This window comes from Marinobacter sp. (assembly GCF_965229985.1).
GTDB lineage: Bacteria > Pseudomonadota > Gammaproteobacteria > Pseudomonadales > Oleiphilaceae > Marinobacter.
On record NZ_OZ245935.1, the window covers coordinates 323,661 to 349,662 of the forward strand.

At 57.3% G+C, this 26,002-nt stretch carries 21 protein-coding genes and 1 tRNA gene; 15 read left to right on the forward strand and 7 right to left on the reverse strand.

Annotated elements, in window-relative coordinates; genetic code table 11:
- Window positions 1–16: 16 nt before the first annotated feature.
- The 10 genes from serC to pyrF all read left to right on the forward strand — a co-directional run bounded on the left by serC (window position 17) and on the right by pyrF (window position 10,809).
- Window positions 17–1,099, forward strand: a complete 1,083-nt coding sequence (serC, locus tag ACO06L_RS01450; protein ID WP_202346803.1) for a 3-phosphoserine/phosphohydroxythreonine transaminase — start codon at window positions 17–19, stop codon at window positions 1,097–1,099.
- A 2-nt stretch (window positions 1,100–1,101) separates the two neighbouring features.
- On the forward strand, window positions 1,102–2,199 hold the full coding sequence (gene pheA / locus ACO06L_RS01455) for a prephenate dehydratase (protein WP_064230616.1): 1,098 nt from the start codon (window positions 1,102–1,104) through the stop codon (window positions 2,197–2,199).
- A 45-nt stretch (window positions 2,200–2,244) separates the two neighbouring features.
- A complete protein-coding gene (hisC, locus tag ACO06L_RS01460; protein WP_064230617.1) occupies window positions 2,245–3,369 on the forward strand; it encodes a histidinol-phosphate transaminase in 1,125 nt (374 codons plus the stop codon).
- Between the two features lies 1 nt (window position 3,370).
- Entirely contained in the window at window positions 3,371–5,599 is a 2,229-nt protein-coding gene (locus tag ACO06L_RS01465; protein ID WP_202346802.1) for a bifunctional prephenate dehydrogenase/3-phosphoshikimate 1-carboxyvinyltransferase, read from the forward strand.
- Window positions 5,599–6,279 carry a (d)CMP kinase gene (gene cmk, locus ACO06L_RS01470; protein WP_202346829.1) on the forward strand — a complete coding sequence of 227 codons (681 nt, stop codon included), beginning with the start codon at window positions 5,599–5,601 and terminating at the stop codon, window positions 6,277–6,279. Before ACO06L_RS01465 ends, cmk begins: the two co-directional genes overlap by 1 nt.
- Before the next feature lie 130 nt (window positions 6,280–6,409).
- Window positions 6,410–8,104 (forward strand): 30S ribosomal protein S1, encoded by a 1,695-nt coding sequence (gene rpsA, locus ACO06L_RS01475; protein WP_008172063.1) that lies wholly within the window; start codon window positions 6,410–6,412, stop codon window positions 8,102–8,104.
- A 134-nt stretch (window positions 8,105–8,238) separates the two neighbouring features.
- Complete coding sequence (locus tag ACO06L_RS01480) at window positions 8,239–8,535, forward strand: integration host factor subunit beta (RefSeq protein WP_008172061.1); 297 nt, start codon at window positions 8,239–8,241, stop codon at window positions 8,533–8,535.
- Between the two features lie 59 nt (window positions 8,536–8,594).
- Window positions 8,595–8,897, forward strand: coding sequence for a LapA family protein (locus tag ACO06L_RS01485; protein ID WP_064230620.1), 303 nt, complete (start codon window positions 8,595–8,597; stop codon window positions 8,895–8,897).
- On the forward strand, window positions 8,897–10,066 hold the full coding sequence (lapB, locus tag ACO06L_RS01490) for a lipopolysaccharide assembly protein LapB (protein ID WP_202346801.1): 1,170 nt from the start codon (window positions 8,897–8,899) through the stop codon (window positions 10,064–10,066). The genes ACO06L_RS01485 and lapB overlap by 1 nt, the downstream gene beginning before the upstream one ends.
- A gap of 32 nt (window positions 10,067–10,098) precedes the next feature.
- Window positions 10,099–10,809 (forward strand): orotidine-5'-phosphate decarboxylase, encoded by a 711-nt coding sequence (pyrF, locus tag ACO06L_RS01495; protein ID WP_202346800.1) that lies wholly within the window; start codon window positions 10,099–10,101, stop codon window positions 10,807–10,809.
- A 573-nt stretch (window positions 10,810–11,382) separates the two neighbouring features.
- Here the strand turns inward: pyrF and ACO06L_RS01500 are convergent.
- Together ACO06L_RS01500 and ACO06L_RS01505 are read right to left on the reverse strand one after the other, a co-directional pair.
- Window positions 11,383–11,458: transfer RNA gene (locus ACO06L_RS01500), tRNA-Asn, on the reverse strand.
- A 70-nt stretch (window positions 11,459–11,528) separates the two neighbouring features.
- Entirely contained in the window at window positions 11,529–12,713 is a 1,185-nt protein-coding gene (locus tag ACO06L_RS01505) for a pyridoxal phosphate-dependent aminotransferase (RefSeq protein ID WP_064230623.1), read from the reverse strand.
- Window positions 12,714–12,896: 183 nt separating this feature from the next.
- Here ACO06L_RS01505 and uvrB point away from each other — a divergent pair, with 183 nt between their 5' ends.
- Window positions 12,897–14,957, forward strand: coding sequence for an excinuclease ABC subunit UvrB (gene uvrB / locus ACO06L_RS01510; RefSeq protein WP_202346799.1), 2,061 nt, complete (start codon window positions 12,897–12,899; stop codon window positions 14,955–14,957).
- On the opposite strand, the gene rimI is transcribed toward uvrB, so the two are convergent.
- The gene (gene rimI / locus ACO06L_RS01515; protein ID WP_064230625.1) at window positions 14,958–16,076 is read right to left on the reverse strand and encodes a ribosomal protein S18-alanine N-acetyltransferase; all 1,119 of its coding nucleotides are present in this window, start codon (window positions 16,074–16,076) and stop codon (window positions 14,958–14,960) included. It abuts the gene before it with no gap.
- A 200-nt stretch (window positions 16,077–16,276) separates the two neighbouring features.
- Here rimI and ACO06L_RS01520 point away from each other — a divergent pair, with 200 nt between their 5' ends.
- The gene (locus ACO06L_RS01520; protein ID WP_064230626.1) at window positions 16,277–17,776 is read left to right on the forward strand and encodes a RimK family protein; all 1,500 of its coding nucleotides are present in this window, start codon (window positions 16,277–16,279) and stop codon (window positions 17,774–17,776) included.
- A gap of 18 nt (window positions 17,777–17,794) precedes the next feature.
- On the opposite strand, the gene ACO06L_RS01525 is transcribed toward ACO06L_RS01520, so the two are convergent.
- On the reverse strand, window positions 17,795–18,955 hold the full coding sequence (locus ACO06L_RS01525) for a cation diffusion facilitator family transporter (protein ID WP_064230627.1): 1,161 nt from the start codon (window positions 18,953–18,955) through the stop codon (window positions 17,795–17,797).
- 409 nt (window positions 18,956–19,364) lie between these two features.
- On the opposite strand from ACO06L_RS01525, the gene ACO06L_RS01530 reads away from it, so the two are divergent.
- Window positions 19,365–20,384: a quinone-dependent dihydroorotate dehydrogenase gene (locus ACO06L_RS01530; protein WP_202346798.1), complete on the forward strand. Its 1,020-nt coding sequence runs from the start codon at window positions 19,365–19,367 to the stop codon at window positions 20,382–20,384.
- Between the two features lie 172 nt (window positions 20,385–20,556).
- Here the strand turns inward: ACO06L_RS01530 and rmf are convergent, their stop codons facing one another.
- A complete protein-coding gene (gene rmf / locus ACO06L_RS01535) occupies window positions 20,557–20,769 on the reverse strand; it encodes a ribosome modulation factor (protein ID WP_008172042.1) in 213 nt (70 codons plus the stop codon).
- A gap of 301 nt (window positions 20,770–21,070) precedes the next feature.
- On the opposite strand from rmf, the gene rlmKL reads away from it, so the two are divergent.
- Window positions 21,071–23,263 carry a bifunctional 23S rRNA (guanine(2069)-N(7))-methyltransferase RlmK/23S rRNA (guanine(2445)-N(2))-methyltransferase RlmL gene (gene rlmKL / locus ACO06L_RS01540; protein WP_265103084.1) on the forward strand — a complete coding sequence of 731 codons (2,193 nt, stop codon included), beginning with the start codon at window positions 21,071–21,073 and terminating at the stop codon, window positions 23,261–23,263.
- 119 nt (window positions 23,264–23,382) lie between these two features.
- On the opposite strand, the gene ACO06L_RS01545 is transcribed toward rlmKL, so the two are convergent.
- Window positions 23,383–23,991 (reverse strand): outer membrane beta-barrel protein, encoded by a 609-nt coding sequence (locus ACO06L_RS01545; protein ID WP_202346796.1) that lies wholly within the window; start codon window positions 23,989–23,991, stop codon window positions 23,383–23,385.
- A gap of 104 nt (window positions 23,992–24,095) precedes the next feature.
- Window positions 24,096–24,584, reverse strand: coding sequence for a hypothetical protein (locus ACO06L_RS01550; RefSeq protein WP_202346795.1), 489 nt, complete (start codon window positions 24,582–24,584; stop codon window positions 24,096–24,098).
- A gap of 121 nt (window positions 24,585–24,705) precedes the next feature.
- Between ACO06L_RS01550 and ACO06L_RS01555 the strand changes: the two genes are divergently transcribed.
- Entirely contained in the window at window positions 24,706–25,995 is a 1,290-nt protein-coding gene (locus tag ACO06L_RS01555; protein ID WP_202346794.1) for a M18 family aminopeptidase, read from the forward strand.
- Window positions 25,996–26,002: the final 7 nt, after the last annotated feature.

The window sequence follows — 26,002 nt, forward strand, 5'->3', positions numbered from 1 at the left end:
GAGAGAACACAGCAACATGAGCAGGGCGTATAATTTTTGTGCAGGTCCGGCGACTTTGCCGGAGAGCGTGCTTCGTCAGGCGCGGGATGAAATGCTCGACTGGCGCGGTACCGGCATGTCGGTGATGGAAATGAGCCATCGCAGCGACGAGTTTGTCCAGATTGCCGAGACTGCAGAAAAAGATCTGCGTGAACTGGCTGGCGTGTCGGATGATTACGCCGTGCTGTTTATGCAGGGTGGAGCGTCCAGCCAGTTTTCCACCATTCCTCTGAATCTGCTGGGCGAAAACGGCTCTGCGGACTACGTGAACACCGGCATCTGGTCCAAAAAGGCCATTGCCGAGGCCAGTCGTTATGGCAAGGTGAACGTGGTAGCGAGTTCAGAAGATAGTGGCTTTACCACGATTCCGGACCAGTCTTCGTGGCAGACCACCGCCGATGCGGCGTACCTGCACTACACGCCCAACGAAACCATCGGTGGACTGGAGTTCGATTTTATTCCGGAGAGCCCGACAGCACCGCTGGTTGCCGACATGTCCTCGTCAATGCTGTCGAGGCCGGTAGACCTCTCCAGGTTCGGCGTGATCTATGCCGGTGCCCAGAAGAACATCGGTCCCTCAGGATTGGTGGTGGTCATTATTCGCAAGGATCTCCTCGGCAAGGCCCGAAGGGAGACCCCGACCATGATGAACTATCAGGTGATTGCGGATAACGGCTCCATGTACAACACCCCGGCCACCTACTCCTGGTACCTGGCCGGTCTGGTGTTCAAGTGGCTGAAAGAGCAGGGCGGTGTGAAGGCAATGGGTGAGGTCAACCTGCGCAAGGCCCGCAAGCTCTACGACTTTATCGATACCAACGAGTTCTACGCCAACCCGATCGATCCGCGCTTCCGCTCCTGGATGAACGTGCCGTTCACCCTGGCTGATGACGCCCTGAATGGCGAATTCCTGAAAGGTGCCAATGCCCGTGGCCTGCTGAACCTCGCCGGCCACCGCTCGGTTGGCGGAATGCGTGCAAGCATCTACAACGCGATGCCCGAGTCGGGGGTTGATGCGCTGATTGACTACATGACCGAATTTGCGAAGGAGCGTGGCTGATCATGAGTGACGAGCAGGTTCGGCTCGGAGAGCTGCGGGACGAGATCGATCAGATTGATCAGAAGATCATGGAGCTGATCAGTGCCAGGGCCGCCTGTGCCCAGGAAGTGGCCCACGTCAAAATGACCGCCAATCCGGGGCAGGACGTCTTCTTCTATCGCCCTGAGCGGGAAGCGCAAGTACTTCGGCGCATCAAGGAGCAGAATCCTGGGCCGCTGTCCGGTGAAGAAATGGCCCGTCTGTTCCGGGAAATCATGTCGGCCTGCCTGGCGCTTGAAAAGCCCATGCACATTGCCTTCCTGGGACCGATTGGCACCTTTACCCAGGCGGCAGCGCTCAAGCATTTTGGCCACTCGGTGGTCAGTGTGCCGCTACCGGCTATCGATGCGGTGTTCCGGGAGGTCGAATCCGGCGCAGCCCATTACGGCGTGGTACCGGTGGAAAACTCTACCGAGGGAATGATCAACCACACCCTCGATATGTTCATGTCCTCGCCGCTCAAGATCTGTGGCGAGGTTCAGCTGCGGATTCATCATCACCTCCTGGTGTCTCCGAAGCACGGCGACCAGGAAATTACCCGGATTTATTCCCATCAGCAATCGTTTGCCCAATGCCGGCAATGGCTGGATACCCACCGCTACGGCATCGAGCGGGTCACCGTTTCCAGCAATGCGGAAGCTGCCCGACGCGCCGCCGAAGAGCCGGGTACCGCAGCCATTGCCGGTGACATGGCGGCCGAGCTCTATGGCCTGGAGAAGCTGGCGAACAGCATTGAGGATCGCCCGGACAATACCACCCGATTCCTGATCATTGGCCGGGAGGAAGTGCCGGCCAGCGGTCACGACAAGTCATCCATTCTGGTGTCCATGCGCAACAAGCCAGGGGCTCTTTATCAGCTTCTCGAGCCGTTCCATCGTCACGGTCTCAGCCTGACCAGAATCGAAACGCGGCCGTCGCCCAGCGGTACCTGGGCCTATGTGTTCTACATCGATTTTGAGGGGCATATGGAGGACGAACAGGTTCGGAGGGTGCTGGCGGAAGTGGACGAAGAGGCCGTCGAACTCAAGCGCCTGGGTTCCTACCCGATTGGCGTGCTTTGAGTATCTGCACCTGCGTTTCTGAGAAAAGAGTGTCGAGGACGATTTATGGCCATTGATTACCAGAGTCTGGCGGTTCGCGGCGTACAGGCGCTCTCACCCTATCAGCCGGGCAAGCCGATTGAAGAGCTGGCCCGTGAGCTTGGCCTCAATCCGGCAGAGATCATCAAGCTGGCGAGCAATGAAAACCCGCTGGGGCCCAGCGAAAAGGCTCTGTCGGCTGCGCGGCAGGCTCTCTCCGAGCTTTGTCTGTATCCCGATGGCAACGGATTCAATCTGAAACAGGCGTTGTCGAAGCGTCTGAACGTTGGAATGGATCAGATTACCCTGGGTAACGGCTCCAATGATGTACTGGAAGTGATTACCCGTTGTTTCGCTGATACAGATTCCGAAGTCGTTTTCTCCCAGTACGCATTCGCCGTTTATCCTCTGGTGACCCAGGCTATCGGCGCCAGGGGCGTGTCTGTGCCAGCCCGGGAGTGGGGGCACGATCTCGATGCCATGGCTGCGGCGGTTACCGATCGCACTCGCCTGGTGTTTGTCGCCAACCCGAACAACCCCACGGGCACGGTTCACACGGCGGATGCCATTGAGGCGTTCCTGAACAAGATTCCGGAGAAGGTGCTTGTAGTTCTGGATGAGGCCTACTGCGAATACCTGACCGGCGAGCAATACCCGGACGGTGTTGAGCTTCTGGCCCGCTTCCCGAACCTCATCGTTTGCCGCACGTTTTCCAAGGCCTGGGGGCTGGCGGCTTTGCGGGTCGGGTACAGCATCTCCTCACCGGCCATTGCGGATATTCTGAACCGGGTGCGCCAGCCGTTTAACGTCGATACGGTTGCCCTGTCTGCGGCCACGGCTGTGCTTGAGGATGAAGACTATCTCCAGCGTTCCCGTGACGTGAACACAGCCGGTCTGCGTCAGTTGCAGGAGGCATTCGACCGGATGGGGCTCAGCTACATTCCGTCAGCCGGGAACTTCGTTGCCGTGGAAGTGGGGGAGCAGGCCATGGGCGTATACCAGGCTCTGCTCGCACACGGTGTAATTGTCCGGCCGATCGCGGGCTACGGCATGCCACGGCATCTCAGGGTGTCTGTCGGGCTTCCGGAAGAAAACGAGCGCTTTATCGAGGCTTTGGCCCAGGCCCTTACCGCATCGGGGCTCAGCGACTGATATGGCGTCTTCCGAGCCTCTGTTTAAAAGGGTAGCGGTGATTGGCCTGGGGCTGATTGGCGGCTCCCTGGCCTGCGCGATCCGGCGCAACGGGCTGGCGGGCACAGTTGTTGGTACAGATCAGCGCGATGAAGAGCTGCAACTCGGCAAAGAGCTGGGTGTAATCGATCAGTCGGCTGCTTCGATCGCCGATGCTGTCCGGGGGGCAGACCTGGTTGTGCTGGCCGTTCCTGTACGGGCTACTCGCAAGGTGCTTGAGCAGGTTCGCCCGGCACTGGAACCGGACGCGATATTGACCGACGTTGGTAGCACTAAATCCAGCTTCGTAACCGATGTTGAGGCCGTGTTCGGCGGCTTGTCGCCCCGGGTTATTCCCGGCCATCCCATTGCTGGCTCTGAAAAGAGCGGCATTCGGGCGGCCAATCCCGAGCTGTTTGCCAACCACAAGGTCATTCTTACGCCGCCTGACGACGTCAGTCAGCCACACCTTGCCCGGCTTAAAGCGCTGTGGGAGGGCTGTGGTGCCACGGTGCTGACCATGTCGGTGGCGTATCACGATGAGGTGCTGGCGGCCACAAGCCACCTGCCGCACCTGATTGCGTTCTCCCTGGTGGATACCTTGGCGGGTGAAGATGAGAACATGGATATCTTTCGCTATGCTGCCGGTGGCTTCAGGGACTTTACCCGGATTGCGGCCAGCGATCCGGTGATGTGGCACGATATCTTTCTGTCGAACCGCGATGCGGTTCTGCGCGTGATTGACCACTTCACCCACGATCTCGAACAACTGCGTACTGCCATCGCCAACCAGGACAGTGCCACGTTGTTACGGGTTTTCAGTCGCGCCAAGGCGGCGCGTGAACATTTTTCGAAGATGCTCTCAGGACAGGCTTACGTGACAAACAACAGTGAAAAGCAGGTAACGTTCCGTCTTAAGCCCGGTGGGGCGATTGCCGGTGATATCCGGGTGCCCGGTGACAAGTCGATGTCACACCGTTCAATAATGCTGGGTGCGCTGGCGGACGGCGTAACCGAAGTGAAGGGATTTCTGGAAGGTGAGGACAGCCTGGCCACGCTCCAGGCGTTCCGGGATATGGGCGTGACCATCGAAGGCCCGGACGACGGCTTTGTTCGCATCCATGGCGTTGGCATGCACGGGCTTCAGGCCCCCCGGGGGCCTCTGTATCTGGGTAACTCGGGAACCGCCATGCGGTTGTTTGCGGGGTTGCTGGCCGCCCAGCCCTTTGATTCCGAGCTGACCGGCGATGCGAGTCTCTCCGGTCGCCCGATGGGGCGGGTTGCCGATCCGCTCAGGGCCATGGGTGCCGTGATTGATACCGCGGAGGGTGGCCGCCCGCCACTGAAGATCCGTGGCGGCCAGAAACTTTCCGGTATTCATTATGAAATGCCGGTGGCCAGCGCCCAGGTGAAATCGTGCCTCCTGCTGGCTGGTCTTTATGCGGAAGGCAGTACGTCGGTGACCGAGCCGGCTCCCACCCGCGATCACACCGAGCGCATGCTGGCGGGCTTTGGCTATCACGTTCACCGGGACGGCGCGACCGCAAGTGTCAGTGGTGGCGGCAAACTGACGGCGACCAATATTGATGTGCCTGCCGATATCTCGTCGTCCGCGTTTTTTCTGGTAGCCGCGAGTATTGCTCCCGGATCCGATCTGGTCCTGCGGCATGTGGGGATGAACCCGACCCGGGTCGGTGTGATCAACATCCTGAACCAGATGGGCGCCAGCATTGAGATTCTGGACGAGCGCGAAATCGGCGGCGAGCCGGTCGCTGACCTGCGGGTCCGCTCGGCAGAGTTGCAAGGTATCGATATTCCTGAGGATCAGGTGCCCCTGGCCATTGACGAATTCCCGGTGCTGTTCATCGCCGCGGCCTGTGCCAAAGGCCGAACGGTTCTGCGAGGCGCAGAAGAGCTTCGGGTCAAGGAAAGCGACCGAATCCAGGTAATGGCTGACGGCCTCGCCGCTCTGGGTGTGGAAACCACGGTAACGCCAGACGGCATCATTATTGATGGCGGCCAGACCATCGGTGGCGGCACCGTGAACAGCCATGGAGACCACCGGATTGCCATGTCTTTCGCGGTGGCATCGCTCCGCGCCGAGGGAGAGATCACGGTCACCGATTGTGCGAACGTGGCGACATCTTTCCCGGGATTCGTGGAACTTGCGCAAGGTACGGGAATCAATATCTCAGCCGAGGGGGCTGAATGATGTCAGATAGCAGTGCGCCGGTGATTACCGTGGACGGTCCCGGGGGTTCCGGCAAAGGCACAATTACCCAGATGCTGGCCCGTAAATTGGGTTGGCACCTGCTTGACAGTGGTGCCTTGTATCGGCTGACGGCCTTGGCCGCAGTTCGTCAGGGCGTGTCTCTGGACGATGAGGCCGGCCTGGTGAGCGTCGCTGCCGGACTGGACGTGGCGTTTGAGCCCACTCCGGCAGGTGAACCGGTTAAAGTCATTTTGGCAGGGCAGGACGTGACCGCAGATATACGTACGGAATCGGCTGGCGACAATGCTTCAAAGGTGGCTGTGATGCAGCCGGTCCGGGACGCACTTTTGCAGCGCCAGCGCGACTTCCGGCAGGCGCCGGGCCTGGTGGCCGATGGTCGTGACATGGGGACGGTGGTGTTTCCGGATGCGCCGGTGAAAATCTTCCTTACGGCAAGCGCCGAGGAGAGGGCCCAGCGGCGCTATAGCCAGTTGAAGGACGCGGGTGTCGATGTTAATATTGACGCCCTTTTAGAGGAGATACGGGTTCGTGATGAACGGGATATGAACCGTTCCGCAGCCCCTCTCAAGCCCGCAGATGATGCGCAAGTCATTGATTCTACGGGGTTGAGTATAGAAGAGGTGTTGGACAGGTGTATGGCCGCAGCAGGCCAGGCCTGACTACACCTTTTTGTCGTTGAAATGCCGGATGTAGCGCTATCTGCCAGCCACAGGCTTAATCCGGAACTTGTTAACAGACCGTGTTGCTGGTGGCACGGAGTACACTTGCGTTGATCATATAGGACTCATAATGAGCGAGAGCTTTGCGGATCTTTTTGAAGAAAGCCTAAAAGAAATTGACATGCAACCGGGTTCCATCGTCCAGGGAACCGTTGTAGACGTCGATAACGACTGGGTCACCGTTAACGCCGGACTGAAGTCCGAAGGCGTTATCCCCGCCTCCCAGTTCCTTAACGAAAAAGGCGAGTTGGAAATTGCTATCGGCGACGTTGTCGATGTAGCTCTCGACGCTGTTGAAGACGGCTTCGGTGAGACCCGTCTGTCCCGTGAGAAGGCCAAGCGTGCAGAAGCCTGGAAGGTGCTCGAGAAGTCCTTCGAAGCTGAGGAAGTGGTTAAAGGTATCATCAACGGTAAGGTCAAGGGTGGTTTCACCGTCGATCTGGCCGGTATCCGTGCCTTCCTGCCTGGCTCGCTGGTAGACGTTCGTCCGGTTCGCGACACCGCGCACCTGGAGAACAAAGAACTCGAATTCAAGGTTATCAAGCTCGACCAGAAGCGTAACAACGTGGTTGTTTCCCGCCGCGCCGTTCTGGAAGCTGAAAACAGTGCTGAGCGTGAAGCTCTGCTGGAAACCCTGACCGAGGGTATGGAAATCAAAGGTATCGTCAAGAACCTGACCGACTACGGCGCGTTCGTAGATCTGGGTGGTGTTGACGGCCTGTTGCACATTACCGATATGGCCTGGAAGCGCATCAAGCATCCGAGCGAAATCGTTAATGTTGGCGACGAAATAAGCGTTAAGGTTCTGAAGTTCGACCGTGAGCGCAACCGTGTTTCCCTCGGCCTGAAGCAGCTGGGCGAAGATCCCTGGGTTGATATCAAGGGTCGTTACCCGGAAGGCAGCAAGGTTACTGCGCGCGTTACCAACCTGACTGACTACGGCTGCTTTGCTGAGCTGGAAGAAGGTGTTGAAGGTCTGGTTCACGTATCTGAAATGGATTGGACCAACAAGAACATCCATCCGTCCAAGGTTGTCCAGGTAGGCGACGAAGTGGGCGTGATGATTCTGGATATCGACGAAGAGCGTCGTCGTATCTCCCTGGGTATCAAGCAGTGTGTATCCAACCCGTGGGAAGATTTCTCCAGCAACTTTAACAAGGGTGACCGCATCTCCGGTAAGATCAAGTCAATCACTGACTTCGGTATCTTCATCGGTCTGGATGGCGGCATCGACGGTCTGGTTCACCTGTCTGATATCAGCTGGAACGAGACTGGCGAAGAAGCGGTTCGTGAATACAAGAAGGGTGACGAAGTTGAAACCGTTATCCTGTCTGTTGATCCGGAGCGTGAGCGTATCTCCCTGGGTATCAAGCAGCTCGAGAGCGATCCGTTCGCCGAGTTTGTACAGCTGAACGACAAGGGCTCCATTGTTAAGGGCACCGTGTCTGCAGTTGATGCCAAGGCAGCTACCATTGCCCTGAACGACGAAGTTGAAGCGGTATTGAAAGCCTCTGAAATCAGCCGTGACCGTGTTGAAGACGCCCGCAACGCGCTGAAGGAAGGCGAAGAAGTTGAAGCGAAGATCATCAGCATCGACCGCAAGAACCGCATCATCAACCTGTCTGTGAAGTCCAAAGACGTTGAGGACGACAAGCAGGCGCTGGAAAACGTGCGGACCAAGACTGCGGAAACTTCTTCTGGTGCGACCACCATCGGTGATCTCATCAAGGAGCAGATGCAGCAGCAAAACGCCAACAAGGACTGAATTTCCGGTTGGTACGAAAAAAACGGGCTCTAAGAGCCCGTTTTTTTTGTGTTTTTTTCTGGTTTGGCTAAACTAGGTAGTCATGGGAATCCGGTAACCGACGGCCGAATAAAAACGAAAGAGGGAAACGCCTCATGACGAAGTCCGAACTGGTCGAGCTGATTGCTTCCAAGCAGACTCAGCTCTCCGTTAAAGATGTCGAACTGGCTGTAAAAACCATCATTGAGCACATGTCCCAGTCGCTTGCCGATGGTCAGAGAATTGAAATTCGGGGATTTGGCAGTTTTTCCCTTCACCACCGGGCCGCGCGCACCGGGCGCAATCCGAAAACCGGTGAAGCCGTTCAGCTACCAGCCAAGTATGTGCCGCACTTCAAGCCCGGCAAGGAATTGAGAGAGCAGGTCAACGACAGCTTGAAGAAAGGCTTTTAACAGCTGCTCAGGGAACGCGTATAATTCGGGCTTTCAAGCCCTTTGGGAGTGCTATCGCTATGGCAGGATTGCAGAAGATCCTTATTATTCTGTTGGTTTTGGTCCTGGTTCTGCTGGCACTGGTATTCTCGCTCAACAATCAAATGGCAGTCTCCCTCAACTTCCTGCTGTTTGAAACCCAACCTCATGGTGTTGCCGTCTGGATTATCATGGCATTCGTTGTCGGTGCCCTCGTTGGCGTGTTGATGACCATGCTGGCCACCGTTCGTACCTCGGTGTCCCGCAGAACCCTTCAGAAACGACTTGATCGTGCCGAGCAGGCATTGGAGAAATCCAGGGCCCAGAACGACCGGACTCTTTAATGGATATCGTACTTCAGTGGCTGCTGTTGACAGTTGCAGTCGCCGTTGGCTGGCTTGTGGGCCGGCTGGGGAGCAATGACAGCCGATCCGGAAAGACGATTTCCGATGAGGAGTCAGTGAAGGATCGTCTCCAGTTCCTTTTCACTAACTACTCTGATCAGGCTGTTGAAAATTTCGTCCAGTCCCTCGCGGTAAACAAGGACACGGTCAGTCTGCACCTTTCCATTGGTAGTCATTTCCGCAACAAGGGTGAAACAGACCGCGCCATCTTGATCCACCAGAATCTGTTGGCCAGGCCCGAACTGCCTCCGCGTTTCTCACCACAGGTAACCCTTGAGCTTGCCCGGGATTATCTCAATGCCGGCCTGCTAGACCGTGCCGAGGCGCTGCTGCACCAGTTGATGGGCGACAAGGAATACGGGCGGCACTCCTCCCAGCAGCTGATCGACCTCTATCAGCAAGAGAAGGAGTGGGCCAAAGCTGCCGAGGTTGCACGGACTCTGACCCGGGGCGACGCCGACCCGGCCATGTTCAAGGTCCTGGCCTATCTGACCTGTGAGCTTTCTGAGGAGTCCCTGAAACAGGACGACCGGTGGGCTGCCCAGAAGCTGGCCAAGGAAGCGCTCGACTATGATCGCTCATGCGTTCGGGCCAATCTTATTCTGATGAAGCTGCTGGTTCGGCAGGGCAGTTATCGGGAAGCTGGCAACCAGTGCCTGAAAGTGTTTGATCAGAATCCGGAGTTTGGGCCGGAAGCGATCGACCGTTTGATGAAGCTTGAGCACGAGCACGGCGACATCGGCAGGCTTGCGAAAAAGCTGCGCAAGCTGTACGAAAGCTACCCGAGCACCAGTCTGCTGCTTGCCCTCGTAGAGTCCGTAGAGCGCGCTTCGGGGCGACCGGCAGCCATCGATTTACTCAGGCAGGAACTGGAAACCCGGCCGAGTGTCCGTGGCTTGCTCAGGCTGGTGGAAATGGCCGGCTATGAAAAGGGCATGACCACCGATGAGGGCAGGCTGGTGAGCCGTATCGGCCACCTGATTCTTGCCAATCGTCCCGTCTACCGCTGTGTCAGCTGTGGTTTCTCTGGTCGTCAGCTGCACTGGCTTTGCCCAAGCTGCAAGCAATGGGAAACCGTACGCCCGATCCAGGGTGTTGAAGCCGAATAAACCTTTACCGAATCTCCGCAGGACAACTGAACGTGCAAACCGCCAACGATCCCAAGATCATCGTCGCCCTCGATTTCCCCTCCCAGAATCCGGCCCTTGAGCTGGTCGACAAACTGGATCCGGCCAAATGCCGCCTGAAAGTGGGCAAGGAGCTGTTCACCCGCTCTGGCCCGCAATTGGTCGAGGGGCTACAGAAGCGTGGCTTCGACGTGTTCCTGGATCTGAAATTCCACGACATCCCGAACACCACATCGGCAGCAGTAGCAGCCGCAGCCGACCTAGGTGTCTGGATGGTGAACGTCCATGCCTCTGGCGGTGAGAAAATGATGACCGCCTGCCGGGAACGTCTTGAAGCTTTCGGCGCGAACCGCCCGCTGCTGATCGCCGTCACCGTCCTCACCAGCATGAACGCCGACGACCTGGCTGGCATCGGCATCACCGATTCCCCGGAGGCCCAGGTATCCCGCCTGGCAACCCTCGCCAAAAACTGCGGCCTCGACGGCGTCGTCTGCTCTGCGCAGGAAGCACCAAAGCTCAAAGCCGAGCAGGGCGCCGACTTCAAGTTGATTACCCCGGGGATTCGACCGCTGACCGCTGACAAAGGAGATCAGCAGCGCATCATGACGCCCACAGATGCCCTCAAAGCCGGTTCCGATTACCTCGTGATCGGCCGTCCGATTACTCAGGCGTCTGACCCGCTGGCTGCCCTTGAGGCTATTCACTCTGAGGTTATTGGCGTCTAGTTTCTCGGTTCCTGTCTGAGTTGGGCTCCTAGCCTGCATGGTTTGGAGTCTGGTGGTGTGGGGCCTCCCTCCCAAAAACCGCTACGAGCACATCCATGTGCGCTTGGCTGTGGCCATCCTTGGCCACAGACATTTTTGGGAGGGAGGCCCCACACCACCTCTTCGGACTTCTCAGAAATATCTGGCCGCAACTAAGAGTAGGTCGGATTAGCGCAGCGTAATCCGACGAGGGAGGCTGCTAAATAGGCAGTCAACGTATTTGTCGGATTACGCTGCGCTAATCCGACCTACTGGTTACCCGTTTCCACAAGGTTTGTTGTTTGCTTTTCAGATAACTTCACGGTCAGAACGGTGTGGCTGTCATGGCTTTCCAAAACTGTAGAGGGCCAGGGATGGCCCGATTCAAGCGCACACGGACGTGCTTGTAGCGTGTTTTGGAAAGCCATGACAGCCACGCCAGTCCCGCCATCGACCAGGCTAGGGCAGGACTAGATCAAAACAACAAAAGACAGAGTCAAAAGCGGGGCAATAAAAAACCCGCTAACTCAAAGAATTAGCGGGCTTTCAGAATAGTGGCTCCCCGAGCTGGGCTCGAACCAGCGACAAACGGATTAACAGTCCGTTGCTCTACCAACTGAGCTATCGGGGAACGTCGTCGTGTGACGAGGCGCGTATATTAAGTTGGCAATACCGCCCCGTCAACCCCTGGCCAGAACTTTTTAGCCAAGCGCTTTCTGAAGACGTTCGACAGCCTTTTCCAGGTTTTCCATGCTGGTTGCGAAGCTCAGGCGCATGTGGCCAGGGCAGCCGAAGGCGGAGCCCGGGACCAGTGCCACGCCGGCGTCGGTCAGCAGTTTCTCGGCGAATTCAACGTCGGTGCTGACGCTGGAATCCGCATCAATGGCGCCCTGGAAGCTGGGGAACACATAGAAGGTACCGTCGCCGTTCAGGCACTCAACGCCCGGTAGTTTGTTCAAGGCCTCTACCAGCCAGTCGTGGCGTTCCTTGAAGGCCTTGACCATCTCGCCCACGCAGGCCTGATCGCCATCAAGCGCAGCTTGTGCTGCTGCCTGGGAGATAGAGGCCGGGTTGGAGGTGCTCTGGGACTGGATCTTCTTCATGGCGCCGATGATTTTCGCCGGGCCCGCCGCGTAGCCGATACGCCAGCCAGTCATGGAATAGGCTTTGGACACGCCATTCAGTACGAAGGTGCGGTCATACAGCTCAGGCGTCGCATTTAGGATGTTGCAGAACGGCTTGCCGGTCCACAGGATCGGTTCGTACATGTCATCAGTGGCGATCATGATATTCGGGTGCTTCTTCAGCACCTCGCCGATGGCCTGCAGCTCTTCCAGGGTGTAGGCCATGCCGCTCGGGTTCGAGGGGCTGTTGATCACGAACAGGCGGGTACGCTCGGTGATGGCGTTTTCCAGTTGTTCCGGCGTGATCTTGAAGCGGGTCTCGGCGCCGGTTTCGATAATGACTGGTTTGCCCTCGGCTACCAGCACCATGTCCGGGTAGGAAACCCAGTAGGGTGCCGGGATAATGGCTTCGTCACCCGGGTTCAGTGTGGCAAGTGCGAGGTTGAAAAAGCTCTGTTTGCCACCACTGCTTACCAGTATCTGGTTGGCTTCGTAATCCAGGCCGTTGTCCCGTTTGAACTTCGCAATAATCGCTTTTTTCAGGGCTGGCGTACCATCCACGGCAGTGTATTTTGTCTGGCCGTTATTGATGGCTTCAATGGCTGCCTGTTTGATGTGATCAGGTGTGTCGAAGTCCGGCTCGCCGGCACCCAGGCCGATAATGTCCTGGCCTGCTGCGCGGAGTTCCGCGGCCTTGTTGGTGACTGCGAGGGTGGGAGAGGGCTTGATAGCCTGTACTCGGCTGGAAAGTTGAAGGTCCAAACTTGCGCTCCTTAAAGCTGCGTCTGATAGGGCTGCGACCGCCGGGTGCCAGAGCTGCTGGCTGATTTTCGCCCAGCCGTCGATCGCACTGATGGTATCATGAAGCGAGTGTATCGCTAAATTTCTCTAATGGCAGGGGCTGTTTCAGCCCTGCATCGGTTTTACCGGAGGTTTCCGCCAGTTATGGCCAGTAATCAGGCAAACGTTTCCGCCAGAGAAGGTGTGTTCCAGGTTGATTCACCGTTCCAGCCAGCGGGCGATCAGCCCAAGGCAATCGAGGGACTGGTGGATGGTATCCACTCCGGTCTGGCACATCAGACGTTGCTGGGGGTAACCGGTTCCGGCAAAACCTTCACCATCGCCAATGTCATCCAGCAAATCCAGCGGCCAACGATCATCATGGCCCATAACAAGACCCTGGCGGCTCAGCTTTATGGTGAGTTCAAGGAGTTCTTTCCCGACAATGCGGTGGAGTATTTCGTTTCCTACTACGACTACTACCAGCCAGAAGCTTACGTGCCCTCGTCGGACACGTTTATCGAAAAAGACGCCTCTATCAATGAGCACATCGAGCAGATGCGTCTGTCCGCCACCAAGGCTTTGCTGGAGAGACCAGACGCCATCATCGTGGCGACGGTTTCGTCCATCTACGGCCTGGGCGATCCCCAGTCGTATCTGAAGATGATGCTGCACCTGGACCGGGGCGATCAGATTGACCAGCGGTTTATTCTCCGCCGCCTGGCCGAGCTTCAGTACACCCGGAATGATGTTGAGTTTCACCGGGCCAATTACCGGGTGAGGGGCGATGTGATTGATGTATTTCCGGCGGAATCCGAGAAAGAGGCCATCCGCATCGAACTGTTCGATGACGAGGTGGAAAATCTCAGCTATTTCGACCCTTTGACCGGTGAGGTTCTCCGCCGTGTACCTCGGGTTACCATTTACCCGAAATCCCACTATGTCACGCCCCGGCAGACGGTGCTGGATGCGGTTGAGCACATCAAAGTTGAGTTGGACGAGCGACTGCAGCAGTTGCGAGACAACAACCGCCTCGTGGAAGCCCAGCGCCTGGAAGAGCGAACCCGGTACGACATTGAGATGATGCTGGAGCTGGGCTATTGCAACGGCATCGAGAACTACTCGCGCTATCTCTCCGGTCGCCGCCCCGGTGAGGCACCACCGACCCTGTTTGATTACCTGCCACCCAACGCGTTGTTGGTGGTGGATGAGTCCCACGTGACCATTCCTCAGATCGGTGCCATGTATAAGGGCGACCGTTCCCGTAAGGAAACGCTGGTGGAATATGGCTTTCGCCTCCCATCGGCACTGGATAACCGGCCCATGAAGTTTGAAGAATGGGAGCGGATTGCGCCCCAGATGATCTTCGTATCGGCAACGCCGGCCAACTACGAGGCCGAGCATGCTGGGCAGGTGGTGGAACAGGTGGTGCGACCCACCGGCCTGCTGGACCCGGAAATCGAAGTGCGTCCGGCCTCCACGCAAGTGGACGACCTGCTTTCAGAGATCCACACCCGGGTGAAAGCGAAGGAACGGGTTCTTGTGACAACGCTGACCAAGCGTATGGCGGAGGATCTCACCGACTTCCTGATGGAGCACGACATCAAGGTTCGCTATCTGCACTCGGACATTGATACCGTGGAACGGGTCGAGATCATACGGGACCTCCGGCGGGGTGAGTTCGATGTACTGGTGGGCATCAACCTGTTGCGGGAAGGTCTGGACATGCCCGAGGTTTCGCTGGTGGCTATCCTCGATGCTGACAAGGAAGGTTTCCTGCGGTCCGAGCGCTCACTGATCCAGACCATGGGTCGCGCCGCGCGGAATGTTCACGGTAAGGCCATACTCTACGGCGATCGAATTACCGGCTCTATGCAGCGGGCCATTGATGAAACGGAACGTCGCCGGGCCAAGCAGGAGGCCCATAACCTCGAGCAGGGTATTACTCCCCAGGGGCTGAACAAGAAGATTGCCGACATTATGGAAGGTGCCGGTGGCGGCGGTCGCGGCCGCCGTAAGGCGGAGCGTCCGGGACAGAAAGCGGCGGAAGAGGCAGAACAGTATCGGGCCAAAGCCGGCAACCGGTCTCCGGAGGAAGTGCTCAAAGAAGTTTCGCGACTGGAGGATGAAATGTACAAGGCCGCGTCCGAGCTGGATTTCGAAACGGCCGCTCGTCTGCGGGACGATATCGCCGAGTTGAAAGAGGCGGCCTTGCGGACGGGGTAATCAGGCCGGCCGTTTCGGGCCAACGATGACTGCGGCCTGCAATGGCTGGTTCCTGCCATAGCGGGAAATCTGGCTGAATACCCGTTTGTCGACTGGCAGGTATTGCTTGTCGGCGACGGTCTCGCCCATTTCCACGTCTATCTCCGGATCGTGCAGGTATACGAACTGGTCATCAATCGCGCACACGGTTACCCAGTGGGGAACGCGGCTTCGGTTCAGTTGCCAGGTGCTGATAAGGATCACCGGAACCCGGCCCTCGTGTAGGGCCTCTGCCATGGCTTCCAGAGTCAGCGGGTCATGGTGCAACTGGATGCCGGTCTGGCCGATGTCATGCAGAAAGCCCTCATGGACCAGTTCCAGGACCCGCTTTTTGTCCTCGCTTCTGACGGTGTCCTTGAACAGGGCACCTTCCATGCTGATCCACGCACTGGCTTCAAAGCCCCGGTTCCAGGCGGCGAGTGCCAGTCCATGGGGGCCGCAGCCGCCGTGGCCGGCGAGCATGAAAATTGTGGTCGCCTCCCGCCATAATCTCAGTTCTTCCAGCGTTGTCAGCGGTTGCTGTTCATCCAGGGCGGCCATGGCCATGATCAGGGCGGCGGGGCCGCAGGAAAAATCCGTGGTCTGCGGGTAATAGGGCACCGCGGGGAATTCCCGGGACGGCTCGTAGAACAGGATTCGCCGCTCAAAACGCAGGGCAGTGCCGTGGTCTTCGTAGTAGTCCCGGTAGGTTCCGAACTGTCGATACCCCAGGCGTTTGTAAAGGCTGATGGCGCCCCGGTTATCCTCACGTACTTCCAGTCTCATGACGATTCGGCCCGCTTCCGCAGCTTCTGATTCTGCCTCTCGGACCAGCTTTTCACCCACGCCCTGGCCGCGCACCGTTGGCGAAACAGCAATGGAGTAAATGCGGGCCAGCCGGGTAGCCGCGCTCATCAGAACCAGGCAATAACCCACCAATTCGCCATTGGCCTCAGCCACAATCAACCGGTCCCTGGGCATTTCCAGAAAACGGCGAAAGCTGCGCCGGGACAGACGGTCCTCGGTGAAACACCGGTTTTCAAGCGCAACCAGAGCGTCGAGGTCCTTGCTGGTGGCTTGTCGGAGCTGGAAATCAGGCATTAAGGTGCGGCCTTGAGAAGACTTGGAGGGCATGCTGGTGGGCTTCCCGTATTCGGCTATTATGGGTGAGAGTAGGTGGAACGCAAAGACCGCAAGGATGCGTAAAAGCACGCATTATTCGCCGATTGTGCAGGGATCGTGACCGGCGTATTGTGGCCTCAATTACCACAGGCAAGACCTTTCAGGGAGGAATGCCCTTAATGTCCCGATTGCTTATCGTAGTGGACCGTGCCAAAGACTGGGCGCCCTATTACCCCAGTGAGGATGTGCTGACGTTTGATCAGTACCTCCAGTTCTCAGCTCCGCCTGCCAGCCGGGTAAGGGTCATCAACCTGTGTCAGAGCGCCCGCTATCTTAGCAAGGGCTATTACTGCTCACTCCTGGCGGAAGCCCGTGGCCACCATGTGGTGCCTTCGGTAATGACTCTTAACGACCTCGGCCGAAAAGGGCTGTTTTCACTTGAGCTGGAAGAGCTTGATGAAAGCGTCATCAACTGGCTGGAAGCGGCTGGCTCGGCAATTGATCCCGCCAGTGATGAGCGAGCAGCCACCCACGAAGTCCGGATTCGGACTTACTTTGGCCAGGCTGAGCATCCGGATCTCAAACCCGTCGCCCGGGCGCTGTTCGAGCGTTTCCCGTGCCCGATTCTTGAGATTGTCTTCAAGCGCCGCAAGCAGTGGCAGATCGAGTCCATGAAGCCGGCCGCTCCGGCGGATCTCGGCGAGCATGAACAGGATGTGTTTGCTGCCGCCCTGGATCGTTTCAGTAGCATGGTGTGGCGTAAGCCCAGAACCCGCCGCCGTTACCGCTATGATCTGGCGGTGCTGGTCAATCCCGATGAGGAAATGCCTCCGAGTGACAAGGTCGCCCTGAAGCGGTTCGAGAAGGCTGGTCGCAAGCTGGGTATCAATGTTGAGCAGATTACCCGGCGGGATTATATGCGCCTGCCGGAATACGATGGCCTGTTCATCCGGGAAACCACCGCCATTGATCACCATACCTACCGCTTTGCCCGCAAGGCCGCCGCTGAGGGCATGGTGGTTATTGATGACCCGGTATCGATCCTGAAATGCACCAACAAGGTGTTCCTTGCGGATCTTCTCAAGAACAACAAGGTTCCCACACCCAAGACGCTGATCCTGTCAAAAGACCAGAAGAATGCGGTCGAGCAGGTCATCAGTGAGCTGGGCTTCCCGGTGGTCATCAAGATTCCGGATGGCGCGTTTTCCCGGGGCGTAACCAAGGCAGAGGACGAGAAGACTCTCCGTGCCGGCCTCAGAGATTTGTTCAAACAGTCGGCCCTGGTGCTGGCTCAGGAATATCTGTACACCGATTATGACTGGCGCATTGGTGTGCTGGGTGGTCGGGCTATCTACGCCTGCAAGTACATGATGGTGAAAGGCCACTGGCAGATCTATCAGCACGGTGAATCCGAGAGTGAAAGCGGTGGCTTTGAGACCATGCCCACCTACGAGGTGCCGAGAAACGTAATCCAGGCGGCGCTGAATGCCACCAAGCTTATTGGTAACGGGCTTTATGGAGTGGATATCAAGCAGTCCGGCAACCGGGTTGCGGTGATTGAAGTCAACGACAATCCGAGCATTGATGCCGGTGTGGAGGATCGCTTTCTCGGTGGCGAACTCTATACCCTGATCATGCAGGAGTTTCTTTCAAGGATGGAAGAGAACCGCCGTCGGTGAAGGGTATAGCCTGCTCCCTCAGGGGCCGGCCACCCACACCCTGACACTGCCAAACCAGGGGTAATCCCGGAGCTGTTCCTTGATGTTCGCAGAGGAGAAGGCAGTCCTTTCTTCGTGCTCGTCCAGGAACAATTCCAGGTGCACCTTGTTCTTCAGGTAGTGAAGCCGCAAACGACTGTGGTGAGGGAGCTCACCAATGTGCTGAGCCAGGATGGCCCGGATGTCGCCACGGGAGGGTAGACGCTCAGAGGTCAGGGGCTGGTCTTCGTCGTTTTCGGCGTCGATGTGGAAATTGATATCCCGAATGTTGTCCAGGGCATCCCGCATGCCCGAGACTACCTGCATACCGATCTGGTGTCCCTCTGAGACGCTGATTTCCGGTCGAACCACCAGGTGAATATCCAGCAAAATATCGTGGCCCATTCGGCGGCTACGGAGTTCGTGGACGTTACGTACCCCGTCTGTGTCCCGGGCGATGCTCTTGAGCATCTCCGTATCCTCATGCGAAAGACCGGTGTCAACAAGCTCTTTCACGCTGTCCCAGGTGAACTTCCAGCCGATGTGGATAATGATTCCGGCGATCACCACTGCCGCAAACACATCCAGCCAAACCATGCCTAGCATGGCACCGGCGGTGGAAACCAGAACGACAACAGAGGAAAACGCGTCGGTTCTGCTGTGCCAGGCGTTGGCGATAATCAGGTCTGAGCGAATCTTCTGGCCGACATGGCGAGTGTATCGGAAAATCCATTCCTTACCCGCAACGGACGCTGCAGCTGCCACCAGAACCGGCCAGCCCGGCACGGTATCTACGCCGCCCTCGAGCAGGCGCAGGGTATTTTCCCAGGCCAGGGCTGCGCCAACGGCGATCAGAATGCTACCGAGAACCAGGGTGCCGAAGGTTTCGATTCGTTGATGGCCATAGGGATGATCGTCATCCGGTTCCTGGCGGGATACCTTCATTACCCCAAGAACAACAAGATCCGAGGCGACATCCGTGAAGGAGTGAATGCCGTCAACCAGGAGGGCCTGGGAATGAAAAAGAGCACCGCCAATGACTTTTATGATTCCGAGCACTGCATCGAGAATCATCCCGATAATGGTCACGCGCGAGGCCGCCTTCATTTCGCCCGCGAGATTGTCCCGGTGCTGTTGGGCGGGGGAAGTCGGCTCTTGCATTGAAGCACTCCAGATCAGAAGACAGGTGTCAGTATAACGTTATTCCCAGTGCCTTTGGCAGGGGCGGCCAAAATGAAGAATTTCAAGTGATTTATGCACATCATTGCAGAACGGTGACTCGGTAACATTTTGTTTAGTATTTGTCGACAGGTAAGGGAAAAATATATAAGACCATGAAAATAAAGGAAAAAATAACTGGTTAAAAAATGATCAATCTGTAGATTGGCGCAGTTATCAAGGGATGGCAACCGTTGCCCCGGGATTTTCAACAGGGTTATCCACAGATTCCGTGGAAAAGGTCACGAGACTGCCATGATACAGTCATTTACAGCTGATTTGGTTCTAGCCCGGGATGCTGTGGAAAACTTCCGGTATACTCCGCCCACTTGGATGAGGGGAGTTTTTTCAGATGTACGGCGTTATCCGAAACCTGCTTTTCCGCCTACCGCCGGAGCAGGCTCACAATGTTGCATTGAATGGTCTGGATCTTGTGCACCGACTGGGTGTTTTGAGCGCTTTTTCGCCAAAGATAGATGCATTGCCAGTAAATGTTATGGGGCTGGATTTCCCGAACCCCGTAGGCCTCGCTGCAGGCCTCGACAAGAATGCTGATCACCTGGATGCGCTCGGTGCCCTGGGCTTCGGGTTTATCGAAGTGGGTACGGTCACGCCCCTGGCGCAGCCGGGCAACCCCAAGCCGCGAATGTTCCGTTTGCCGGAACACCAGGCCATCATTAACCGCATGGGTTTCAACAATGAAGGTCTGGACCACTTGCTGGCGCGCGTGGATAACCGTCGCTACAGCGGTGTGCTCGGAATCAATGTGGGCAAAAACAAGGATACCCCCAACGACCAGTCCGAGTCGGATTACCGGAAGGGGATATCGGCGGTTTACACCCGGGCCGACTATATCACTGTCAATGTGTCCTCGCCCAACACGCCGGGGCTCCGGGATCTGCAGTTTGGCGATTCCCTGAAAGGTCTGCTCGAAGCGATCAAGGATGAGCAGCTCAAGTGTGAGAAACAACATGGGCGGTATGTGCCTGTGGCCGTGAAGATCGCCCCGGACATGGATGATGACGGTATCCGCTTTGTGGCATCTGCGCTGCGGGAGACAGGACTGGACGGCGTTATTGCCACCAATACAACGATCAGTCGCGGTGCGGTGGCGGGTCACGCCCATGCAGATGAAGCTGGCGGTCTTAGTGGAGCGCCGGTTCGGGAAGCGTCTCTCAGGGTGATAAAAGGGCTTTACGCCGAGCTGGGGGAGTCACTACCGATTATTGGTGTCGGTGGCATTACCGATGGCGAGAGCGCGGCAGAGAAAGTCCGGGCCGGTGCCAAACTGGTGCAGGTATACACCGGGTTTATCTACCGCGGGCCTGAGTTGATTAAAGAAGCGGTTGAGGCGATCCGGCAGGTTAAGTGATTTGTTGTGCCCCAGAACGAAGGTGGGCCCGCTTAGCGGGCCCGAGCGGGGAATGAACCCCGTGGCACTTCATCGCATGGTATGGGGCGGGAGGCCCCATTTGGGTTGCTCTGAGTACTGCGTCAAATTGTGTAGAAAAAGATCAGATTAAGATTCGGGGTTAGTTCAGGCGTCACGCCGTCGTAACGTTAGCCAGTTTGTGGATGCCGGATACGCCGGTCATGCCCTCCCATTGATCTGTGCGGCCTTCTCGCCACCCGTTCAGCCATTCCTGGCGAACTTCCGCCTGTTCAATCGGGCAGCTGTCTTTGGATTTACCGGACACGCCAGCGAGATAACCCCGCTTGAATGCACGAGCGTACATGTCTCTTTTCTGTCTTTTCATGCCGTTCCTCACTGATGGATTAACAGAACAAGCGTGTACACTTCTGCAGTGGCTGCGACAAGCGTTACCCACTTCCGGGATAACCCACTATTGTCAGCTCAAGCCAGAGCAGTCAGGATCCTGTTGACGGAAGGTTTATTGCCTTCCGGAACGACGCGTCACTTACAAGGTAAGTCGAACCTTGCGCAGATGTACACTAATTATTTCATCTATGTGACGCTTTTTTTATAGTTATGTGAACTAAAGAATTGCTGCCAATTTCGGAACAGCCAGTATTCCGGAAACTTACCAATAGCCGTCGATGCACCAGGAGTTGAACTTGTCCAAATCTGTATTTTTCGTAACCTGCCCGAAGGGAGTGGAATACCTTCTGGCGGACGAGCTCAGCACCTTTGGCCTGGACACCGTGCGCAATGCGCCGGCCGGAGTCTGGGTGGAAGGTTCTCTGGAGGCTGGCTACCGCGCTTGCCTGTGGTCACGCCTGGCCAACCGCTTGATCCTTCATATTGACGAAGTGGATGCCAACAGCGGCGATCAGCTCTATGACGGCGTTGTGCACATGGACTGGCAGCAGCATATCCCGGTGCATGGCAGCTTCCGGGTGACTTTCCTCGGCCAGAACGAGGCCATCCGGAATACCCAGTACGGTGCGCAACGGGTGAAGGACGGCATTGTGGATCGGTTCCAGGCCAACGTCGGCCCTCGTCCTTCAGTAGATGCCAAGAATCCCGATGTGATTGTCTCCGCCCGCCTGAATCGGGGGCGCCTGTCACTGGGAATTGACCTGAGTGGCCACAGCCTGCACATGCGTGGTTACCGCACAGACAAGGGCATAGCACCACTGAAAGAAAACCTGGCGGCAGCATTGCTGATGCGCGCGGGCTGGCCCGAGATTGCCGCGGCCGGTGGCGATTTCGTGGACCCGATGTGTGGATCCGGCACTCTTGTTATTGAAGCCGTCATGATGGCGCTGGACATGGCGCCTGGTCGTAAGCAGGAACGGTTCGGCTTCGAGAAATGGCCCGGGCACCAGCCGGAACTCTGGTTGTCCCTGCGCCAGGAAGCGGAGCGCCGCGCCCATGAAGGCAAACAGGGGCGCATCCCGAGACTGGCTGGTTTTGATCAGGACAGCCGGGTCATCGCGACGGCCTGGAAAAACATTCAGAGAGCGGGCCTGGAGAGTATTGTCCACGTTGAAGCGCGGGCGGTCGACGCTTTGGATCTGGAGGGTGACTGGTCCGATCAGGGTCTGGTGCTGACCAATCCTCCCTACGGCGAGCGGTTGAGTGAGCGCAGGGAGCTGGGCGCCCTGTATCAGGCCCTGGGTGATGCAGTGAAACGCACGGTTCCGGGCTGGCGCCTTGGCGTATTTACCGGCGCCCCGGAATTCGGAAAATCCATCGGTTTGCGGAGCTATAAGCAATATCGACTTTTCAACGGGAAGTTGCCCGCTCAGTTGCTGCTGTTCGAGATCAATGACGTCAGCGCCATGACACCGCGGGCACCTGATATCCCCGGTGAGATTACTCCTCGCATTGCCAACGAGGAGCGCGCGGCCATGCTCCGCAACCGCCTCAGGAAAAACATGAAAACCGTTGGCCAGTGGGCAAGAAAGCAGGGCATTGGTTGCTACCGCCTTTACGATGCCGACATGCCGGAATTTGCCCTGGCAATCGATATCTACGAGGGCAGGGTTCACGTGCAGGAATATGCCGCGCCGAAATCGGTGGACGAGCGTTCCGCTCGTGAGCGCCTGGCCGAAGCTCTTGCGGTGATTCCTGAAGCACTGGGCGTGGAGCGGGAAGAGATGGTGTGCAAGCAGCGCCAGCGCCAGACGGGCACCAGCCAGTACGAAAAGCAGGCGGCCAGTGGCGAGTTCTTCAAGGTTCACGAACATGGCTGCGTGCTGAAGGTGAACCTGAAGGATTACCTGGACACCGGTCTGTTCCTCGATCATCGGCCGGTGCGGCACTGGATTCAGCAACACTCGGCAAACCAGCGGTTTCTGAACCTGTTCTGCTATACCGGCGCGGCTACCGTTCATGCCGTGGTTGGAGGCGCCAGCCGGTCTCTGAGCCTGGATATGTCAAAGACCTATGTCGGCTGGGCCGAGGAAAACCTGGCCCTGAACGGCGCCGATCCGAAGAAGCATCGGGTAGAGCAGGCGGATTGCCTGGCTTGGCTGGCAGACCGGAAAACGGCGGAACAACGGTTTGATCTGATCTTCATGGATCCGCCGACCTTTTCGAATTCCGCCCGCATGGCCGGCGTTCTGGATATCCAGAAGGATCATCCGACGCTGGTCAGGCAGGCCATGGCAAGGTTGAGTTCCGACGGGTTGCTGATCTTTTCCAACAATTTCCGACGCTTTAAGCTGGACGAAGCGCTGGAGAATGAGTTCGAGGTTGCCGAGGTTACCCGGGATACCCTGGGCAAGGATTTTCAGCGTAACGCCCGGATCCACCGGTGCTGGCACATTCGCCACAGGGCGTAACGGGTATCGAATAGTAGGTCGAATGGTAGGTCGGATTAGCGAAGCGTAATCCGACAAAATATAAGCGGCATTACGTATCAGCAGATTGTCGGATTACGCTTCGCTAATCCGACCTACAGTTAGAATTCGTAGCGCACGCCGCCGGAGAACTGGAAGGTGTTCACATCCGTTGCGGTGTCTTCAAACAGCTTCCCGCCTTCAAAAACCAGGAAGGTGTCGTCCGTCACTTCAAAGTCGAGACCGGCAATCCAGCTGACACTGAAACCGCTGTCCGGAAATTCGCCGTCGAGATCAAGGTAGGCGTTGTTGCGGTCATTCGCCGGATCGCTAATCTCGCCTTCACCGTGGATGTAGGAAAAGCCGAACTGGCCGTAAAGGTTGGCGTAGTCGGTGATAGGGTAGTGCAGGCCCATGTACCAGCTGGCGTAATAGTCAACGCTCAGGGTGAGGTCGCTGTTCGGGACCTCGGCGTCTTTGAAACCGCCGCCGGCTCGCAGCTCGGCGTGGAACAGATCGGTGATATGGCCACCCAGCACCAGGGTTCCGCCAGTGCCCCAGGCGGTTTCCTTGGTGTTTTCACCGATGGTGCGGTGGTTGTAGGTGGTTGCCAGCAGACCGATGTAGTGTTTGTCGGCCCTCGGGGTCTCCTGGGCCAACGCGACCTGAGAGGCGAGAAGCAGGCCAGGGACAATCGGGCAGATGAGGGGCGTTCGCACAACCTTGTTCATTGTTATCGGGCTTCCTGACGTAGGCGAATACGGGCTGATTCTGCCTCGTGTAACCGTTTGTTACGTCGACCCGTGTCACACTTCCCTGTGTCGGTTTTGCCCGGTTAAAGGTCTTCGTCGAACAGGCCTTCTTCCCTGGCCATCAACAGCAGGGCGTAGACGCCGTTTTCAGGCAGCTGGGGTTCCAGGCTCTCTTCGAACAGCAGCTGGCGACGACGATCTTCCAGGGTTTCGCTGTCCAGGCCCGTTATTAGCTCACTGATGGGGGCGATTTCGAATGGGGCCTCCTGCGCCACAGCAGTGAAGATCAGGTCTACCAGAATCTCGTCCGGATCAAGGCCGTCCACGAAAACGGTCTGGTCTGGCAGGTCCTGGTGCAGTTCCCGGGCTAGTTCGATCAGGGGCACGCCCTGTTCTTCAAGATAGAGAAGGTCGATATCGCCCAGATCACCGTCCTCCGGGAGCCAGTCATCGGAAGGGGCGATCACCACGGTTTTCATTCGGCCGTCTTCCAGCGACCAGGCCATGGCGGTTGGGAACAGGGCGTCATCGGTCTGGCAATATTCAATGTCGAGAAATCTCGGTGCAGGCACGTTGGGCTCCCGGTGATGGTTGATTTGTGACCCGGTTATAGGGAATGTCCGTTGACCCAGTATGAGGCTTTCCGGCTTCATGCCATACTGTTGAAGCAATTATCTTTTAATCAGGGACATCATGGAACACGCTGAATTTAACAAAGATTTATTGAAGTTTCTGAACACTTCCCCCACGCCCTGGCATGCGGTCGACACCATGAAGCAACGGCTCAGTGCGGCCGGATTTCAGGAACTGGATGAGCGGGAGGACTGGTCACTGGCCAGCAACCAGGGCTACTACGTGGTTCGCAATGGCTCCTCAATCGTCGCCTTCCGTACCGGCAGCAAGGATGTCACCACCTCCGGCATCCGCATGGTGGGTGCCCATACCGATAGCCCCTGCCTGAAGGTAAAACCCAATCCGGAGCTGCGCCGCAAGGGCTTTTTCCAGTTGGGTGTCGAGGTTTACGGCGGCGTTCTGCTTAACCCCTGGTTTGATCGGGATCTTTCCCTTGCCGGCCGGGTTACCGTGCTGGACGAGGACGGCAAGGTTCGGGATACCCTGGTGGATTTTCGCAAGCCAATCGCCTTTATTCCCAGCCTGGCCATTCATCTGGACCGCGAAGCCAACAGCAATCGGACGGTCAACCCCCAGACGGATCTGCCGCCGGTTCTGATGCAGGTTCCGGAAAGCGACACGACCAGCTTTGTTGATCTGCTCTCACAACAGGTCAGGACCGAATCCGGAATTAGTGCCCGCAAGGTTTTGGGTTATGAGCTGAGCTTCTACGATGCCCAGGAAGCGTCGTTCGTGGGCTTGCGCGATGATTTCATTGCCTCGGCGCGCCTGGACAACCTGCTGAGTTGTTACATTGGCCTGCAATCGTTGTTGAAAGCCTCCGGTGACGAGGCCGCGCTGTTGGTCTGTAACGATCACGAAGAAGTTGGCAGTATGTCGGCCGAGGGCGCCCAGGGGCCGTTCCTGACCGCGGTTCTGGACCGCTGGGCCGGTGCTGGCAAGGCGCGAGCCATCGCTCGTTCGATGATGGTGTCGGCGGATAACGCCCACGGGATTCATCCGAACTACATGGATAAGCACGATGAGAATCACGGGCCGATTCTTAACCAGGGCCCGGTGATCAAAGTCAATCACAACCAGCGCTACGCGACCAATAGCCGCTCTGCTGCTGTTTACCGTCACATCAGCGATGAACTCGGGCTGCCGCACCAGACCTTCGTGGTTAGAAGCGATATGGGTTGTGGCAGCACCATCGGGCCGTTGACGGCGGGGAATCTGGGCGTGACCACACTGGATATTGGTGTGCCTCAGTTCGGTATGCATTCCATTCGGGAACTGATTGGTACCGAGGATGGTTTCACACTGTTCCGCGTGCTGACCGAATTCATGCAGCGCGAACAGATTTTCTGAGGTCGGA